The following is a 14,414-nucleotide window of genomic DNA, read 5'->3' on the forward strand; positions in this document are numbered from 1 at the left end:
CGCCGCTCTCCGCCTTTTTCCCTTCCCATGCCTCCTTGGCACGGGCCCGTCCGGCCCTCAAGCACCATGCGCGCCTTCACGCTTTCCGATTTCGATTTCCATCTGCCGCCCGAGCTGGTGGCACAACACCCGGCCACCGAACGCACCGCCTCCCGTCTGCTCGACGGCACAGGCCCCGCCCCGGCCGACCGCATCTTCAAGGAACTGCCCTCGCTGCTGCGCGCGGGCGACCTGCTGGTCTTCAACGACACGCGCGTGGTCAAGGCGCGCCTGTTCGGCGAGAAGCCGACCGGCGGCAAGCTCGAACTGCTGGTCGAGCGCGTGCTGCAGGGCCACGAGGTGGTCGCACACATGAAGGTCAGCAAGAAGCCGCCCGTGGGCACCACGCTCGAGATGGTGGGCGGCTTTCGCGCCACGCTGCTGGGCCGCTGGCCCGAGGAAGACGGCGCGCTGTTCCGCTTCGGCTTCGAGAGCGACGCCGGCGAAGACCCGTATGCGCTGATGCAGCGCTGCGGCCACGTGCCGCTGCCGCCCTACATCACGCACACCGACTCGGCCGACGACGAAAGCCGCTACCAGACCGTGTTCGCGCGCGTGCCCGGCGCCGTGGCCGCGCCCACGGCCGCATTGCATTTCGACGAAGGCCTGCTGGCCGAACTCGAAGCGCGCGGCGTGCAGCGCGCCAACGTCACGCTGCACGTGGGCGCCGGCACCTTCCAGCCGGTGAAGACCGAGAACATCGCCGAACACACGATGCACGCCGAGCGCTACGAAGTGCCCGAGGCCACGCAGCGCGCCATCGCCGAATGCAAGGCCCGCGGCGGGCGCGTGGTCGCCGTGGGCACGACCACCGTGCGCACGCTCGAGTCGTGGGCCAAGAGTGGCGAGGCCACGGGCGACACGCGCATCTTCATCACGCCGGGCTTCGCCTTCGCGCATGTCGACGTGCTGGTGACCAACTTCCATTTGCCCAAGAGCACGCTGATGATGCTGGTCTCGGCCTTCGCGGGCTACGAGCGCGTGATGGCGCTGTATGCCCACGCCATCGCCAACGGCTACCGCTTCTTCAGCTACGGCGATGCCATGCTGCTCGCACGCACCCAGGACTGAACGACATCATGCTGAACTTCGAACTCCTCAAGACCGACCCCGACAGCCACGCGCGCCGCGCGACGCTCACGCTCAACCACGGCAAGGTCCAGACGCCGATCTTCATGCCGGTGGGCACCTACGGCACCGTCAAGGGCGTGATGCCGCGCAGCCTCGAAGAGATGGGCGCGCAGATCATCCTGGGCAACACCTTCCACCTGTGGATGCGCCCGGGCCTGGACGTGATGGCGAGCTTCGGCGGGCTGCACCAGTTCGAGAAATGGGACAAGCCCATCCTCACCGACTCGGGCGGCTTCCAGGTGTGGTCGCTGGGCGCGATGCGCAAGATCAGCGAAGAGGGCGTGAAGTTCGCGTCGCCCGTCAACGGCGACAAGCTGTTCCTCACGCCCGAGGTCTCGATGCAGATCCAGACCATCCTGAACAGCGACATCGTGATGCAGTTCGACGAGTGCACGCCCTACGACACCAAGGGCCACATCACGACCGAGGCCGAGGCGCGCGTCTCGATGGAACTGAGCCTGCGCTGGGCCAAGCGCTGCCAGGCCGAGTTCACGCGCCTTTCGAACCCGAACGCACTGTTCGGCATCGTGCAGGGCGGCATGTTCGAGAACCTGCGCGAAGAGTCGCTGGCGGCGCTGGTCGACATGGACTTCCCCGGCTACGCCATCGGCGGCGTGAGCGTGGGCGAGCCCAAGGAAGAGATGCTGCACATCATGGGCCACACGCCGCACCGGCTGCCGGCGAACAAGCCGCGCTACCTGATGGGTGTGGGCACGCCCGAGGACCTGGTGCAGGGCGTGGCCGACGGCGTCGACATGTTCGACTGCGTGATGCCCACGCGCAATGCGCGCAACGGCACGATGTTCACGCGCTTCGGCGACCTGAAGATGCGCAACGCGCGCCACAAGAGCGACCCGCAGCCGGTCGACCCCAGCTGCACCTGCCACGCCTGCGCCGGCACCTCGGGCGTGTCGTGGAACGACGGCGGGCGCGAAGGCTTCAGCCGCGCCTACCTGCACCACCTGGACCGCTGCGGCGAAATGCTCGGCCCGATGCTGTGCACGATCCACAACCTGCACTACTACCTGAACCTGATGACGGAGATCCGCGCGGCGCTCGACGCGGGCACCTTCACGGCGTTCCGCGCGCAGTTCAAGGCCGACCGCGCACGCGGCGTCTAAGGCCTGATGGCCAGGGGCGTCGCGTAGGGTTCGATGCGCAGCAGCTCGTTCCTGAAGACCACGACCTGCCTGAGCGGCGCCTGCACCAGCGCCCCGCTCGCGTCCTTGTGCGAGGCGTACTGCCAGAGCGTGAGCTGACCCTTCTCGGCCAGCATGGCCGCAAGCCGCTGCACGGGCGGCGCCGCGCCGGCGCCCAGCTGGGCCGCCTCGATGCCCACCACGATGTCGTCGCGCGGCGAGATCACCTTGAAGAGCAGCACGGGCGCCGGAGCCTGTGCGCGGACGTGCCGCGCCGCGAAGGCGGCCGGAAGAAGCGCGAGGCAGAAGACGAAGCGGCGGTTGAAGGAGCTCATGGGTCGAAGCGTATGCCTGCCACGGCGCCCTGCCCACAGGCCGGAAGCCATACGCCGGGTGGAGGCCCGGCCGGCACCAGGGACGCCGTCATCCGGTACGCTTGCCCTGTCTTCACTGCGGTTGTCCTCACCCTCATGACCAACGCCTCCCTACCCACGGCCTATACCGCCCGCTACCCCTCGCTGGCCGGCCGCACCGTGTTCATCTCGGGCGGCGCCAGCGGCATCGGCGAATCGCTGGTGCGGGCCTTTCATGCCCAAGGTGCGAAGGTCGGCTTCTGCGACCTCGACACGACCGCCGGCAGCGCGCTCGCCGCGCAGCTGCAAGGCGCGCACCCCGCGCTGTTCGTGCCCTGCGACGTGACCGACACGGCCGCCCTCGCCGCCGCCATCGACGCGGTGCGCCAACGCTTCGGGCCGGTGTCGGTGCTGCTGAACAACGCCGCCAACGACCGGCGCCACGAGATGGCCGACGTGACCAGCGACGACTTCGACCGCCTCGTGGCCGTCAACCTCAAGCACCAGTTCTTCGCCGCGCAGGCCGTGGCCGACGACATGCGCGCGCTGGGCGGCGGCTCGATCGTCAACTTCGGCTCGATCAGCTGGCTCATGAAGGGCCGCGGCTACCCGGTCTACCAGGCCTGCAAGGCGGGCGTGATCGGCCTCACGCGCTCGCTGGCGCGCGACCTGGGCAAGCAGAACATCCGGGTCAACACGATCATGCCGGGCTGGGTGATGACCGAGCGGCAGATCAAGCTGTGGGTGAAGCCCGAATCGGGCGCGGAGATCGATGCGGCCCAGTGCCTGCCGGGCCGCGTGATGGCGGAAGACATCGCCGCGATGGCGCTGTTCCTCGCGGCCGACGATTCGCGCATGTGCACCGCACAGGATTACGTGGTGGACGCAGGCTGGACCTGAAGCGCGTCGACGGTCGCCCCAAAGAAAAAAGCCCGGCGTGCCGGGCTTTTTGCTGCGTGGGTGGCGGGACGATCAGTCGCGCAGTTCGGCCGGCAGCGTGCCGCCATTGGCGGCGATGCGAGTCATCACCTGCTTGTGCAGGCCGATGTTCCATTCGGCCGAACCCGGTTCGCCGTTGCTGTAGAGGATTTCGCTGGCCAGTTCCTTGCGCGCGGCGAGGCTGCTGTCCAGGCCCAGCAGCTTGAGCAGGTCGACGATCGAGGTGCGCCAGTTCAGGCCGGCGGCACCCGGCATCGCGTCCAGGACGGCGGGCACGTCGCCCAGCGGGATCGCGGGCGGCGGTGCGGCAACGGCCGGCGCGCCGGGTGCTGCCGCCGGCGGTGCGGCGACGACTTCAGCGGCGTTGGCCGACGGAAAAATCTTGGAAAAAATCTTGCCGAAAATGCTCATGGGTGTGCTCCGTCAATGTGAATGGGAAAACCCGCGGCACGGCGTTGCGTGACGCAGCCCGGGGTTGTAGCACGACCGTGCGGCGCTTTCGCTACGTGGCCGGCTGAACCGGTGCGCCCGGCGTGACCGATTGCGCAGTGCCGGTCACAGGTGTATGCAGCGCCTGCGCAGCGGCCGAGGTACCGCAGGCATGGCAGAACTTGGAGAACGCGCTCTTGCGCGTGCTGCAGTGGCCGCAGTGGTCTAACAGGCCGATGCCGCAGTGCGGGCAGAAGTCGATCTCGTTGTTCTTCAGGTCGACCGGCCGCTCGCAGCCGGGGCACACGCTCTTGGCCAGGCGGGCCAGCGCGACGTCGTAGCTCAGCTCTTCGCGGCGCACCTGGTCGGGCTGCTGCTCGGCGAGCTTCTGGCGCGCCAGGTAGCGGTTGAGCGCCACGATGGCGTAGCGCCCCACCAGCACCGTGAGCACGATGCCCACCACGTAGCGCACGTAGCCGCCGTAGCTCGGCAGGTAGGGCACCAGCTCGACGAAGAAGGCAAAGAGGGCGAAGAAGATGAAGCCCCACACGAAGGGCCAGTAGGTGCTCTTGCGCTTCTTCACGAACAGCCAGCCGGCCACCAGCAGCAGCGGCAGGGTCAGCGCGAGCCGGTAGCCGAACACGCGCAGTTCGACGCGGCGGTACTCGGCGTCCAGGCGCTGCTGCGCGTCGTGCTCCAGCACGCCCAATGCCGCGCGCGCACGCTGCTCGGCCTGGCGCGCGTCGAGCGCGATCTGCCGTTGTGCGTCGGCCTTGCGCTGCGCCGCGTCTTCCTTCTGCTTGAAGGCGTCGAGCGCCTTGGTGCGCGCGATGAGCTCGGTGTCCTGGTCGGGCTGCGCGGTGGCGCGGCGCGTGGCGATCCAGTTGCCGAAGGTCTCGCGCGCGTTGGCGCTGGCCTGCTGCGCGGTGTTGAGCTGCAGCTGCGCCTGGTCGAGGTCGCGCGCGGCCTGCAGCTCGGCGGCCTCCGAGGCCTTGATGGTGGCGCGCAGCGGTTCGGCCGCGGGCTTGTCGATGAAGTCGTCGAGCACGCGCACGCGCTCGACCTGCGGCAGGTCGCCCACGATCGTGCTGCCCAGCCCGATCAGGAAGCTCGCAAACACGAACGCCACCAGCCACAGGCCGCGGCGGAACCACTTCTCGGACAGGCGCAGGGATTTGCTCATGGTCTTACCTTCGTTCTTTCTTTTCTTCGTTGCTTCTCTTCGCTCAGAGCTTGAGTGTGACCGGCGCCGCGCCTAAGCCCGCACGCGGCAGCCAGGCGAACACCGAGTCGACGGTCACGGTCTCGATGCGGTCCGAGAACCGCTTCTCGTTCGGATGATCGTCGAAAGCGATGTTGGCCGAGCCCACGCGCCCGCCCAGGCGGGTCAGCGGGCCGAGGTTCAACGTGGTGGGCTCGTAGCCCTTGAACTGCAGCCAGGCCTGCGCCTGCGCGCGGGTGCCGATGGTGGCGGGCTCCATCGCGGCGGCCAGGGTCTCGATGGCCCACTGGTTCGACTGCTGGTACTTCTGGCCCCAGGCGTAGCTCACGATGCTGTAGGGCGCCACGTTCAGGCGCACGAGGCGCGCATCGGGCTCGCGCAGCGCGGCCATCAGCTGCGCCTGCACCGCCGGCGTGGGCACGGACCAGGCGGCCTCGTAGCGCCACAGGTCGTCGAGGAAGAACTCGCCCAGCCCCTGCCGGTAGACCGCGGCCACCGCGGTGCCGCAGTGGTTGAGCTTGTGCACCACGCGCCACGGGCCCTCGTCGGTCTTGTAGGCGATGCCCAGGTGCGAATAGCGCAGGCCGTACTTGCTCAGGTCCTGTCCGGCGCGCGCCAGGATGACCACGCGCGCACCGCTCGCGTCGAGCTGCTGCGAGGTGCGCTCGGCCAGCTGCATGCCCTTGACGATCAGCGCCGGCGTCGGCCTGACCTGTTCGCACGAGCGGCCGGCGTTCGCCTGCAAGGGCAGCACCGCTGCGATGGCGAACGCCAGCAGCAACGCGGGGCGCAAGGCGGGTTTCACGACAGTCTTTCGTTGTGGAGCAGTGCGCGGCCGACCGCGTTGGGCACGAAGGCCAGCACCTCGCCGGCGGCCGAGAGCACGACGCCCGTGCCGATCACGCTGACGACCACGGCCGTGCCGGCGGCCGCCGACACGCCACGGGTGGCGCGCCCCATCACCTTGACGCTGGCGCGGGCGCCGTCCGAGGCGCGTTCGAGCAGGTAGACGGTGCCGTCGACCGAAGCCTCGACCGCGATCACGGTGAGCACCGAGCCGCCCACCGACAGCGCCGCGGGCACGGCGACCACCGCGGTAGCCGACGCCCCGACGACCGAAGCGGCGCCGACCACCGAGGCCACGGGCAGCAGCGACAGCGCGGCCGAGGCCTCGCTCTGGGCCCGTGCGGGCAGCGGCGTCGCGACACCCGCGAACGCGGCGCAGGCGGCGAAGGCCAGGGCGGCCATCGAGCGCACCAGGGCGGTCTTGCGCGAAGCCGGCAGGTCGCGCTGGGTGATCGAAACGGGGGAGGATGAGAGGGGTTGCATGAAGGCCTCGCGGCGCAGTGAAGGTGAGCGAATGATGGTTCGCCTTCACGCCGCGAGGCTCGAATACTTCAACCAGTTGCGATCCTGGCGTCCCGCAGTATCCCGAAGAGATACTTTGGGGTGCACGCCTCAGGAGGCCAGCAGGCCGGCCACGCGCTGGCGCAGCGTCTCGGGCTGCACCTCCTGCGGCGCCACGGGGTGCCCCACGCGCAGGCCCACGCGACTGAAGAAGCCGCGACGGAAAGGCTTGGCCATGGCCACGCGCTCACCACCGCGCAGCTCGATGCGGCTGAAGTACGAGCCCCAGAGGTTGGTCAGCGCCATCGGGACCACGGGCGGCTCGATGCCTTCGGCGCGCGCGCCCTCGAGGATCTTCATCACGCCGCCCTTGAAGGGCTGCAGCTCGCCGTCGCGCGTGATCGCGCCTTCGGGGAAGATGCCCAGCAGGTCGCCCTCGCGCAGCACGCCGATGGCCTTGGCAAAGGCCGCCTCGTACGCGGCCGGGTCTTCCTTCTGCGGTGCGATCGGAATGGCCTTGGCCAGCTTGAACAGCCAGCCGAGCACGGGCACCTTGAAGATGCGGTGGTCCATGATGAAACGGATCGGGCGCGGGCTTGCGGCCATCAGCAGCACCGCGTCGATGAAGCTCACGTGGTTGCACACCAGCACGGCAGCGCCCTCCGTGGGAATGTGCTGCTCGTCCTTGATGTCGAAGCGGTACACGAAGCGCGACAGCACCCAGGCCACGAAGCGCAGCAGGTACTCGGGCACCAGCATGAAGATGTAGAACGCCACCACCGCGTTGGCGATGCCGGTGAACAAAAAGATCTGCGGAATGGTGAAACCCGCGCCCAGCAGCGCGCCGGCCAGCACCGAGCTGCCGATCATGAAGAGCGCGTTGAGGATGTTGTTCGCCGCGATGATCCGCGCGCGGTGCGTGGGCTGGCTGCGCAGCTGGATCAGGGCGTACATCGGCACGCTGTACAGCCCCGCGAAGAGCGACAGCAGCGCGAGGTCGGCCATCACGCGCCAGTGCGCGGCCTGGTGGACGAAAGCGCCCAGGCCCATGCCGGCCGAAGGCGGCAAGGCGCGCGAGGCAAAGTACAGGTCGATGGCGAACACGCTCATGCCGATGGCGCCCAGCGGCACCAGGCCGATCTCCACCTGCCGGCGGCTCAGCGTCTCGCACAGCAGCGAGCCCACGCCGATGCCCACCGAGAACACCACCAAGAGCAGCGACGCCACCTGCTCGTCGCCGTGCAGCACCTCCTTCGCGAAGCTGGGGAACTGGCTCAGGAACACCGCGCCGAAGAACCACATCCACGAGATGCCCAGCAGCGAGCGGAACACCACGATATTCTCGCGCGCCAGCATCAGGTTGCGCCAGGTTTCGCTGAAGGGGTTCCAGTTGATGACCAGGCTGGGATCGGTGGCCGGCGCGGGCGGAATGGCCTGCGCCACGCCGCGCCCCACCAGCGCCAGCAGCAGGCAGGCCACGGCCACCGTGGTGTGGCCGATCTGCGGCATCGCCACCAGCAGCCCGCCCGCCACCTGGCCCAGCAGGATGGCGACGAAGGTGCCCATCTCGACCATGCCGTTGCCGCCCGTGAGCTCGCGCGAGTCGAGCACCTGCGGCAGGTAGGCGAACTTGACCGGCCCGAACAGCGTGGAATGCAGCCCCATGAGGAACACGCAGCCCAGCAGCACCACCGCGTCGGCGCGCACGAAGCCCCAGGCGGCGATCACCATGATCGCGATCTCGAGGTTCTTGACGAAGCGGATCATCTTCGTCTTGTCGAACTTGTCGGTCAGCTGCCCGGCCGTGGCCGAGAACAGCAGGAAGGGCAGGATGAACAGCGCACCGATCACCAGCCCCGCCATGGCGGGCGGCATCCAGCTCAGTTGCAGCTGGTAGGTCACCATGACGGTGAAGGCGAACTTGAAGAGGTTGTCGTTCGCGGCGCCCGCGAACTGGGTCCAGAAGAAGGGCGCGAAGCGCCGCTGGCCGAGCAGGGCGAACTGGTTCGCGTGGGCGTTGGGCTCATGCACCACGGGCGCAGTCGCGGCGGCGGCGGGGGTTGTCATGCGATGCAATCTCCTCTTTGTCTTCTACCGCTGCGCCACGGGCGTTCCAGTGGCCAAGCCGCGTCATGCCGCGATGGCGGCTGGGTCGGGATTGTGCCGCAGCAGGGTGGCGCGCCAGCCCTTTTCGAGGCGGTACAGCGCCATCAGCACAGGCAGGCCGGCCAGCGACGCCACCAGGTGCTTGAGCGTGTGGCCCGACACGAGGTGGCCGGTGGCTTCGTAGATGGCGTGATCGCCCAGTTCGAAGGCCTTGGCCACCACATAGAACGCGATCACCCAGCCCAGCTTGAGCCCGACAGCGCCGCGCATCGGCGTGGCCAGCGCCAGCGTGAGCACCACCGCCATGCCGCCGAACTGCACCAGCGCCCAGGGCAGCACGTTGCCGGTTTCCTGGCAGACCTCGGCCGCCAGCAGGCCGGCCGTGAGCACGAACCAGGCGGCCGGCCAGCCGGCGCGCTGGCTGACGCGCTCGCAGACGGCGATGCCGATCAGGCCCGCGAAGGCCACGGCCATGCCGGCGCGGTCGGCGGCCAGGCGGGGCGCGTCGGGCAGCAGGTGATAGAAGGCCGAGCCGGCAGCGGTGGCGATCAGGCCGGCGAAGAACAGCCAGGCGCAGTCCAGCGTGTTGTCGGGCGGGTCGTTGGCGGGCGGCGCCAGCGGGAACCCGGCCAGTGCCTCCTGGTGCGAGCGGTCGATGCGGTTGAGCCGGTACAGCCCCAGGCAGCCGATCGCCAGGAACGGCAGGTTGCTCAGCACGTCCATCGCGTTGGGCAGGTGGAACAGCGGCCGGTTGTCGGCGAACACGGAGGCGATCGCCACGTCGGCGGCCGGCAGCGCCGGGCCGAAGAAGGCGATCAGCAAGAGCAGCGCGAAGGTGAACAACAGTCCGCGTTCGCGGCGTGTCAGGGTGGGCAGAAGCATGGCGTTCCTCGGTGGGGTGGTGGCTGGCGGGTGGAATCTAGTTGCCAGCCCTCCCCCAGGCATCGAGAATCGATACGAGGCACTATTTCACTCCCTTCGGTATCCTTTTTCTATACCTTCAACCCGTACCCTCCCTTCATGAGCACCACCGTCGACCTGGTCCAGGCCCTCAAGAACGAACTCAAAAGCGCCCGCATGACGTATGCCGACCTGGCCCGGTCGCTGGACATGGCGGAATCCAGCGTCAAGCGCATGCTGGCCAAGAGCGACATGCCGCTGTCGCGCGTCGATGCGATCTGCCGCGCCCTGAAGATCGATTTCGCCGAGCTGGCACGGCGCGTGGCCGACGCCCAGCCGCTGCTGAAGGAGCTGACGCACGAGCAGGAAAAGGCCGTGGTCAAGGACAAGAAGCTGCTGCTGGTGGCGATCAGCGTGCTGAGCCAGTGGACGCTGGAGCAGATCGTGTCGTCGTACCGGATCACCGAGGCCGAGTGCATCGGCTGCCTGGCGCAGCTGGACCGCATCGGCATCATCGAGCTGCGCCCGCTCAACCGGTATCGCCTGAAGCTCGCGAAAACCTTCCGCTGGCGCCCGCACGGCCCGGTGATGGAGTTCTTCCGCGAGAACGTGGTGCTCGACTACTACAAGGGCGGCTTCGACGGCCCGGCCGAGGGCCTGCTGCTGGTGCACGGCTCGATCAGCCGGTCGCTGGCGCCCGCCTTCATGGAGCGGCTGCAGCGCGTGGCGCAAGACTTTGCGCAGCAGCACCAGACCGACCAGAAGCTGTCGGCCAAGGACCGCGAGGGCTACACCCTGCTCCTTGGCATGCGCAACTGGGAATTCGAGCTCTTCACCCGCCTGCGACGGAACTGAAGGCCCGTCAGGGCTTCGCTGCTTCCAATGCGTCGCGCGTGGTGCGCGCGGCGTTCTTCGCCGCGTCGGCGAAGTCTTCGCCCGACGAGGCGTAGATGATGGCCCGCGACGAGTTCACGATGATCGGCGCGTCGGCGCGCCAGCCGGCGCGCACGGTGGCGACCGCGTCGCCGCCCTGGGCACCGACGCCCGGGATCAGGAGCGGCACCGTCGGCGCGAGTTCGCGCACGCGCTCGATCTCGGCCGGGTAGGTCGCGCCCACCACGAGGCCGAGTTGGCCGTTGAGGTTCCACGGGCCCTGCGCCAGGCGGGCGACGTGCTCGTACAGGAAGGGCTGGCCCTCGACGCTGGCCAGGCGCTGGCCCTGCAGGTCGGAACCGCCGGGGTTGCTGGTGCGGCACAGCAGGAAGGCGCCCTTGCCTTCGTACTGGAGATACGGCGCGACCGAGTCGAAGCCCATGAAGGGCGACAGGGTCACGGCGTCGGCGCCGTAGCGCTCGAAGGCTTCGAGCGCGTACTGCTCGGCGGTGGAGCCGATGTCGCCGCGCTTGGCGTCCAGGATGGTGGGCACGTGGGGCGCGTTGCGGCGCATGTGCTCCATCAGGCGCTCGAGCTGGTCTTCGGCGCGGTGGGCCGCGAAGTAGGCGATCTGGGGCTTGAAGGCGATGACCAGGTCGGCCGTCGCGTCGACGATGCGCGCGCAGAAGTCATAGATGCGGCTGGCGTCGCCCTTGTACGCCCCCGGGAATTTGGCTGGCTCAGGGTCGAGGCCCACGCAGAGCAACGAACCGTTGGTTTGCTGTGCAGCGGCCAGCTTGTCGAGGAAAGTCATGGGGCCCGATTTTACGGACCCCGCCCGCCGGCCTCAGGCCGTGGGGGTGGCCTGCTCTGCCGCCAGGCACAGGTCGGCCCAGGCGCGGGCCTTGTCGGCCGGGTTGCGCAGCAGGTAGGCGGGGTGGTACGTGGCGACCACCGGCACGCCGTTGGCCGACGCCAGCGGCACGGCGCGACCGCGCAGCTTGCCCAACGGATCGCGGCTTTGCATCAGGCTCTGCGCGGCCAGCGGGCCCATCGCCAGCACGATGCTGGGCGCCAGCGCCACCGCGTGGGCGTCGAAGGCGGCATCGATCGGCTGCGGGCTGCCGGGCTGGCCGGCGGCCACGCCGCGGTGCGTGCGCATCAGGTGCACGGGCGTGCGGCCGTCGTGCAGCTTCAGCGCGCGCAGCATGTTGTCGAGCAGGCGGCCGGCGTCGCCCGCGAAGGGCTCGCCGTGGCGGCCGTCGGCCTCGGGCGGCATGTCGGCCACGACCAGCCAGCCGCCCTGCACCGGCGCTGCGGCATCGGCCTTGTCGGCGTACAGGCGGCAGGGCGCTTCGACCAGCACGGCGGCGCCTTGCGCCACGGGCGCCGGCGCGACAGGACGCGGCGCCGGGGCGGCCACGGGACGGGCGACGGGTGCGGGTGCCGGGCGCGGCGGGGGCGGCGCGTCGTAGGACTGGTCGCGATCGTCGAGCTCCAGCGGCGGGCCTTCGGGCATGTCGGGCATGCCGGAATCAGCGGCCACGGGAGCCTCCGGCTCGGCTTCGACTTCGATCTCGGGTTCCGGAGGCACGGGCCACCAGACTTTCACGCCCATCTCGTCGAGCATGGCGCGCTGGCGCGCGTCCAGGCGCAGGGTGTGGACTGCGGTGTCCGTCATCGCAAAGCTCCCCAGGCGGAGCCTGTTTCGTTGAGGCGCATGCTCATGACGACCGCGTCTTCACGCTTGCCGTCGAACGCCGGGTAGTAGCCCTTGCGCACGCCGACGCTGCGAAAGCCTTGCCGCAGGTAGATGTCGAGCGCGCGCCGGTTGCTTTCGCGCACCTCGAGCCACAGCCACAGCGCGCCCTCGCCGCGCGACCAGCCGGCCAGCGCCTCGAGCATGAGCGGCGCCCAGCCCTGGCGCTGGAAGGCCGGCGCCACGGTGATGTTGAGCAGGTGCACCTCGTCCACGCCCTTCATGGCGACGAAGTAGCCGATCAGCGTTTCGCCCAGGCTGGTGCAGGGCGAGTCGACACCCGGCGCCACGCCGGGCGCCAGCAGGCACTGGCAGTGGTAGCCCACGGCCATCGAATCGGTGAAGTTGGCGCGCGTCCAGGGGTGCGTGTAGGCCGTCTGCTCGACCGCGCACACGGCATCGATCCGCTCGACGGTGAGCGGTTCAAGACGGGCTTCGACGGACTGGAGGACAGCGCTCATGCGGGGTTCGGCGGAACGGCGGCCGCCGCCTTGATGGCGGCGCGTTCCTCGGTGGTTTGCGCCACTTTATCGCGAACATAGAGCGGCCAGGCCTGCGCGGCGGGCACGGTGCGGCCGGCCGCGAGCAGCGCGGGCGCCAGCCGCAGCATGGCGGCGGCCGTGGGCAGCACCTCGTGGCGGGCCGTGGCGTTCGCCAGGCGCGGGCCGTAGGCGGTGAAGGCATTGCCGGCCAGCGCCCAGCCGGCCGGCACCTCGAGCGCCTCAGGGGCCAGCAGCAGCGGCTCGGGATCGCCGCCGAACGGGCCGGCGGAGGCGAAGTCGTAGTGCGCGGCGTAGAGCTGGTCCATGCGCGCGTCGAGCACGGCCACCACGCGCTGCGCGCCGAAGGCATGGCGCGCCTCGTCGGCCACGGCCAGCAGGGTGTCGACCGGCAACAGCGGCACCTTGGCGCCGAAGGCCAGGCCCTGCGCCACCGAGCAGGCGGTGCGCAGGCCAGTGAAGGAGCCCGGGCCGCGCCCGAAGACGATGGCGTCGAGCTCGGCCAGCGCGAGCCCCGCGTCGGCGAGCAGCTCGCGGATCAGCGGCAGCAGCGTGCTCGACGCCTGCGCGCCGCCCACGCCGCTGTGCGCCAGCACGCGGTCGCCGTGGCGCACCGCGACCGACAGGTGCTCGGTGCTCGTGTCGAAGGCCAGGAGCTTGTCAGACATTCGGACGCCCCATTCCCGCCGGGCACGGCGTCGGGCAGACCGGCGCCGGCGCGGCCACGCGCACGGCCGCTGCCTTGCGCACGCCGAACAGGATGCCGGCCGTCACCAGCGCGAGGCCGGCGACCAGGCTCCAGTGCATCGGTTCGTCCAGCCACAGCACCGCGCCGAAGGCCGACAGGCCCGGCACCAGCGCCGTGATCATCGTGGTGCGCACGGGGCCGAAGTGCTGGATCATCTTCGTGAAGGTGATGCCGGAGATCACCACCGAGCCGACGCCCTGGAAGGCCATCTGGAATGCGACCTCGCCCCACGGCGCGCTGCCGATGTGGCTCACGACCGCGCCCGAGGCCACCAGCAAGGTGTAGACCGGCACGTAGGTCATCAAGGCGAACACGGTGATGGCGATGGTCGCGCGCACGGCGTCCAGGCCGTGGCGGCGCGCCACCACGCTGTAGCAGGCCCAGCAGAAGGCGGCGCCCATGAACATCAGGTCGCCCTTCCAGACCTCGCCGCCCTCGAAGGCGTGCAACAGGCTGCGCCCGCCGACCACGAGGTCGCCCGCGACGATCATCGCCAGGCCGATGGCGCGCGTGGGCGTGATGCGATCGCGCAGCACCAGCGCGGCCAGCAGCGTGGTCCACAGCGGCAGGCTGCCGGGCATCAGCACGGCCGCATGGCCGGCCGGCGCGAAGAAGAAGCCGCTGTAGGCGATGAGCGCGTAGGCCACGCCGCCGAAGATGCCGGCGGTGGCCGTCACGCGCAGCGACAGCGGCGACAGGCCGAAGAACGAGGACACCGCGCCGCGGTGCTTCGTCGCCAGCCACGCGCCCCAGGGCACCAGCACCAGGCTGGCGCCGCAGACGCGGGCAAAGGCCAGGTCGAAGGGCGTGAGCGAGCGCGCGGCCGAGGCGCGCGCGATGAGGATGAAGGCGGTCCAGACCACGACGGTGACCACGGCCGCGCCGATGCCGAGCATGCGGGGAGACAGGAGGGGCGGGGAGGTCTGCGG

General features: G+C 69.8%; 16 protein-coding genes. 4 read left to right on the forward strand and 12 right to left on the reverse strand.

All coding sequences use genetic code 11. From position 1 onward, the window contains the following. The first annotated feature begins 66 nt into the window (after window positions 1-66). Window positions 67-1,110 carry a tRNA preQ1(34) S-adenosylmethionine ribosyltransferase-isomerase QueA gene (gene queA / locus AC07XP_RS27045; protein WP_095747235.1) on the forward strand — a complete coding sequence of 348 codons (1,044 nt, stop codon included), beginning with the start codon at window positions 67-69 and terminating at the stop codon, window positions 1,108-1,110. Between the two features lie 8 nt (window positions 1,111-1,118). Next, window positions 1,119-2,291 (forward strand): tRNA guanosine(34) transglycosylase Tgt, encoded by a 1,173-nt coding sequence (gene tgt / locus AC07XP_RS27050; RefSeq protein WP_062477456.1) that lies wholly within the window; start codon window positions 1,119-1,121, stop codon window positions 2,289-2,291. Here the strand turns inward: tgt and AC07XP_RS27055 are convergent. After that, window positions 2,288-2,644, reverse strand: a complete 357-nt coding sequence (locus tag AC07XP_RS27055; RefSeq protein ID WP_495266410.1) for a hypothetical protein — start codon at window positions 2,642-2,644, stop codon at window positions 2,288-2,290. The genes tgt and AC07XP_RS27055 overlap by 4 nt on opposite strands. Window positions 2,645-2,779: 135 nt before the next feature. On the opposite strand from AC07XP_RS27055, the gene AC07XP_RS27060 reads away from it, so the two are divergent. After that, complete coding sequence (locus AC07XP_RS27060; RefSeq protein WP_495266411.1) at window positions 2,780-3,562, forward strand: SDR family NAD(P)-dependent oxidoreductase; 783 nt, start codon at window positions 2,780-2,782, stop codon at window positions 3,560-3,562. A gap of 72 nt (window positions 3,563-3,634) precedes the next feature. Here the strand turns inward: AC07XP_RS27060 and AC07XP_RS27065 are convergent, their stop codons facing one another. The 6 genes from AC07XP_RS27065 to AC07XP_RS27090 form a co-directional block, all read right to left on the reverse strand. Next, the gene (locus AC07XP_RS27065) at window positions 3,635-4,012 is read right to left on the reverse strand and encodes a DUF3597 domain-containing protein (RefSeq protein WP_095747238.1); all 378 of its coding nucleotides are present in this window, start codon (window positions 4,010-4,012) and stop codon (window positions 3,635-3,637) included. A 91-nt stretch (window positions 4,013-4,103) separates the two neighbouring features. Further along, window positions 4,104-5,213: a serine endopeptidase gene (locus tag AC07XP_RS27070; protein WP_495266412.1), complete on the reverse strand. Its 1,110-nt coding sequence runs from the start codon at window positions 5,211-5,213 to the stop codon at window positions 4,104-4,106. 43 nt (window positions 5,214-5,256) lie between these two features. Then, a complete protein-coding gene (locus AC07XP_RS27075) occupies window positions 5,257-6,057 on the reverse strand; it encodes a DUF2145 domain-containing protein (protein WP_062477466.1) in 801 nt (266 codons plus the stop codon). Then, window positions 6,054-6,500 (reverse strand): hypothetical protein, encoded by a 447-nt coding sequence (locus AC07XP_RS27080; protein WP_062477469.1) that lies wholly within the window; start codon window positions 6,498-6,500, stop codon window positions 6,054-6,056. The genes AC07XP_RS27075 and AC07XP_RS27080 overlap by 4 nt, the downstream gene beginning before the upstream one ends. 210 nt (window positions 6,501-6,710) lie before the next feature. After that, window positions 6,711-8,666 carry an MFS transporter gene (locus AC07XP_RS27085; protein ID WP_495266413.1) on the reverse strand — a complete coding sequence of 652 codons (1,956 nt, stop codon included), beginning with the start codon at window positions 8,664-8,666 and terminating at the stop codon, window positions 6,711-6,713. A gap of 63 nt (window positions 8,667-8,729) precedes the next feature. Further along, a complete protein-coding gene (locus AC07XP_RS27090; RefSeq protein ID WP_062477475.1) occupies window positions 8,730-9,587 on the reverse strand; it encodes a hypothetical protein in 858 nt (285 codons plus the stop codon). A 138-nt stretch (window positions 9,588-9,725) separates the two neighbouring features. Here AC07XP_RS27090 and AC07XP_RS27095 point away from each other — a divergent pair, with 138 nt between their 5' ends. Further along, window positions 9,726-10,460 (forward strand): helix-turn-helix domain-containing protein, encoded by a 735-nt coding sequence (locus AC07XP_RS27095; RefSeq protein WP_062477478.1) that lies wholly within the window; start codon window positions 9,726-9,728, stop codon window positions 10,458-10,460. Between the two features lie 7 nt (window positions 10,461-10,467). Here AC07XP_RS27095 and pyrF read toward each other — a convergent pair whose 3' ends face one another. From pyrF to AC07XP_RS27120, 5 genes are read right to left on the reverse strand one after another with little or no spacing between them, the layout of a single operon-like run. Continuing rightward, on the reverse strand, window positions 10,468-11,292 hold the full coding sequence (gene pyrF / locus AC07XP_RS27100) for an orotidine-5'-phosphate decarboxylase (RefSeq protein ID WP_062477481.1): 825 nt from the start codon (window positions 11,290-11,292) through the stop codon (window positions 10,468-10,470). A 33-nt stretch (window positions 11,293-11,325) separates the two neighbouring features. Then, window positions 11,326-12,159: a uracil-DNA glycosylase gene (locus AC07XP_RS27105; protein ID WP_495266414.1), complete on the reverse strand. Its 834-nt coding sequence runs from the start codon at window positions 12,157-12,159 to the stop codon at window positions 11,326-11,328. Beyond that, window positions 12,156-12,698, reverse strand: a complete 543-nt coding sequence (gene rimI / locus AC07XP_RS27110; protein ID WP_495266415.1) for a ribosomal protein S18-alanine N-acetyltransferase — start codon at window positions 12,696-12,698, stop codon at window positions 12,156-12,158. The genes AC07XP_RS27105 and rimI overlap by 4 nt, the downstream gene beginning before the upstream one ends. Next, window positions 12,695-13,405, reverse strand: coding sequence for a tRNA (adenosine(37)-N6)-threonylcarbamoyltransferase complex dimerization subunit type 1 TsaB (tsaB, locus tag AC07XP_RS27115; RefSeq protein ID WP_495266416.1), 711 nt, complete (start codon window positions 13,403-13,405; stop codon window positions 12,695-12,697). The genes rimI and tsaB overlap by 4 nt, the downstream gene beginning before the upstream one ends. Further along, a complete protein-coding gene (locus AC07XP_RS27120) occupies window positions 13,398-14,393 on the reverse strand; it encodes a DMT family transporter (protein WP_495266418.1) in 996 nt (331 codons plus the stop codon). Before AC07XP_RS27120 ends, tsaB begins: the two co-directional genes overlap by 8 nt. Between the last annotated feature and the right edge of the window lie 21 nt (window positions 14,394-14,414).

The sequence above is a fragment of the Variovorax sp. GW531-E2 genome (assembly GCF_059423125.1).

What these genes read in the sequence shown, in the direction of transcription:
- AC07XP_RS27060 (WP_495266411.1), top strand. Translation starts at nt 2,780, where the DNA reads ATGACCAACGCCTCCCTACCCACGGCCTATACCGCCCGCTACCCCTCG.
- AC07XP_RS27055 (WP_495266410.1), bottom strand. Translation starts at nt 2,644, where the DNA reads ATGAGCTCCTTCAACCGCCGCTTCGTCTTCTGCCTCGCGCTTCTTCCG.
- AC07XP_RS27095 (WP_062477478.1), top strand. Translation starts at nt 9,726, where the DNA reads ATGAGCACCACCGTCGACCTGGTCCAGGCCCTCAAGAACGAACTCAAA.
- AC07XP_RS27070 (WP_495266412.1), bottom strand. Translation starts at nt 5,213, where the DNA reads ATGAGCAAATCCCTGCGCCTGTCCGAGAAGTGGTTCCGCCGCGGCCTG.
- queA (WP_095747235.1), top strand. Translation starts at nt 67, where the DNA reads ATGCGCGCCTTCACGCTTTCCGATTTCGATTTCCATCTGCCGCCCGAG.
- tgt (WP_062477456.1), top strand. Translation starts at nt 1,119, where the DNA reads ATGCTGAACTTCGAACTCCTCAAGACCGACCCCGACAGCCACGCGCGC.
- AC07XP_RS27065 (WP_095747238.1), bottom strand. Translation starts at nt 4,012, where the DNA reads ATGAGCATTTTCGGCAAGATTTTTTCCAAGATTTTTCCGTCGGCCAAC.
- rimI (WP_495266415.1), bottom strand. Translation starts at nt 12,698, where the DNA reads ATGAGCGCTGTCCTCCAGTCCGTCGAAGCCCGTCTTGAACCGCTCACC.
- AC07XP_RS27085 (WP_495266413.1), bottom strand. Translation starts at nt 8,666, where the DNA reads ATGACAACCCCCGCCGCCGCCGCGACTGCGCCCGTGGTGCATGAGCCC.
- tsaB (WP_495266416.1), bottom strand. Translation starts at nt 13,405, where the DNA reads ATGTCTGACAAGCTCCTGGCCTTCGACACGAGCACCGAGCACCTGTCG.
- AC07XP_RS27080 (WP_062477469.1), bottom strand. Translation starts at nt 6,500, where the DNA reads ATGGCCGCCCTGGCCTTCGCCGCCTGCGCCGCGTTCGCGGGTGTCGCG.
- pyrF (WP_062477481.1), bottom strand. Translation starts at nt 11,292, where the DNA reads ATGACTTTCCTCGACAAGCTGGCCGCTGCACAGCAAACCAACGGTTCG.
- AC07XP_RS27090 (WP_062477475.1), bottom strand. Translation starts at nt 9,587, where the DNA reads ATGCTTCTGCCCACCCTGACACGCCGCGAACGCGGACTGTTGTTCACC.
- AC07XP_RS27105 (WP_495266414.1), bottom strand. Translation starts at nt 12,159, where the DNA reads ATGACGGACACCGCAGTCCACACCCTGCGCCTGGACGCGCGCCAGCGC.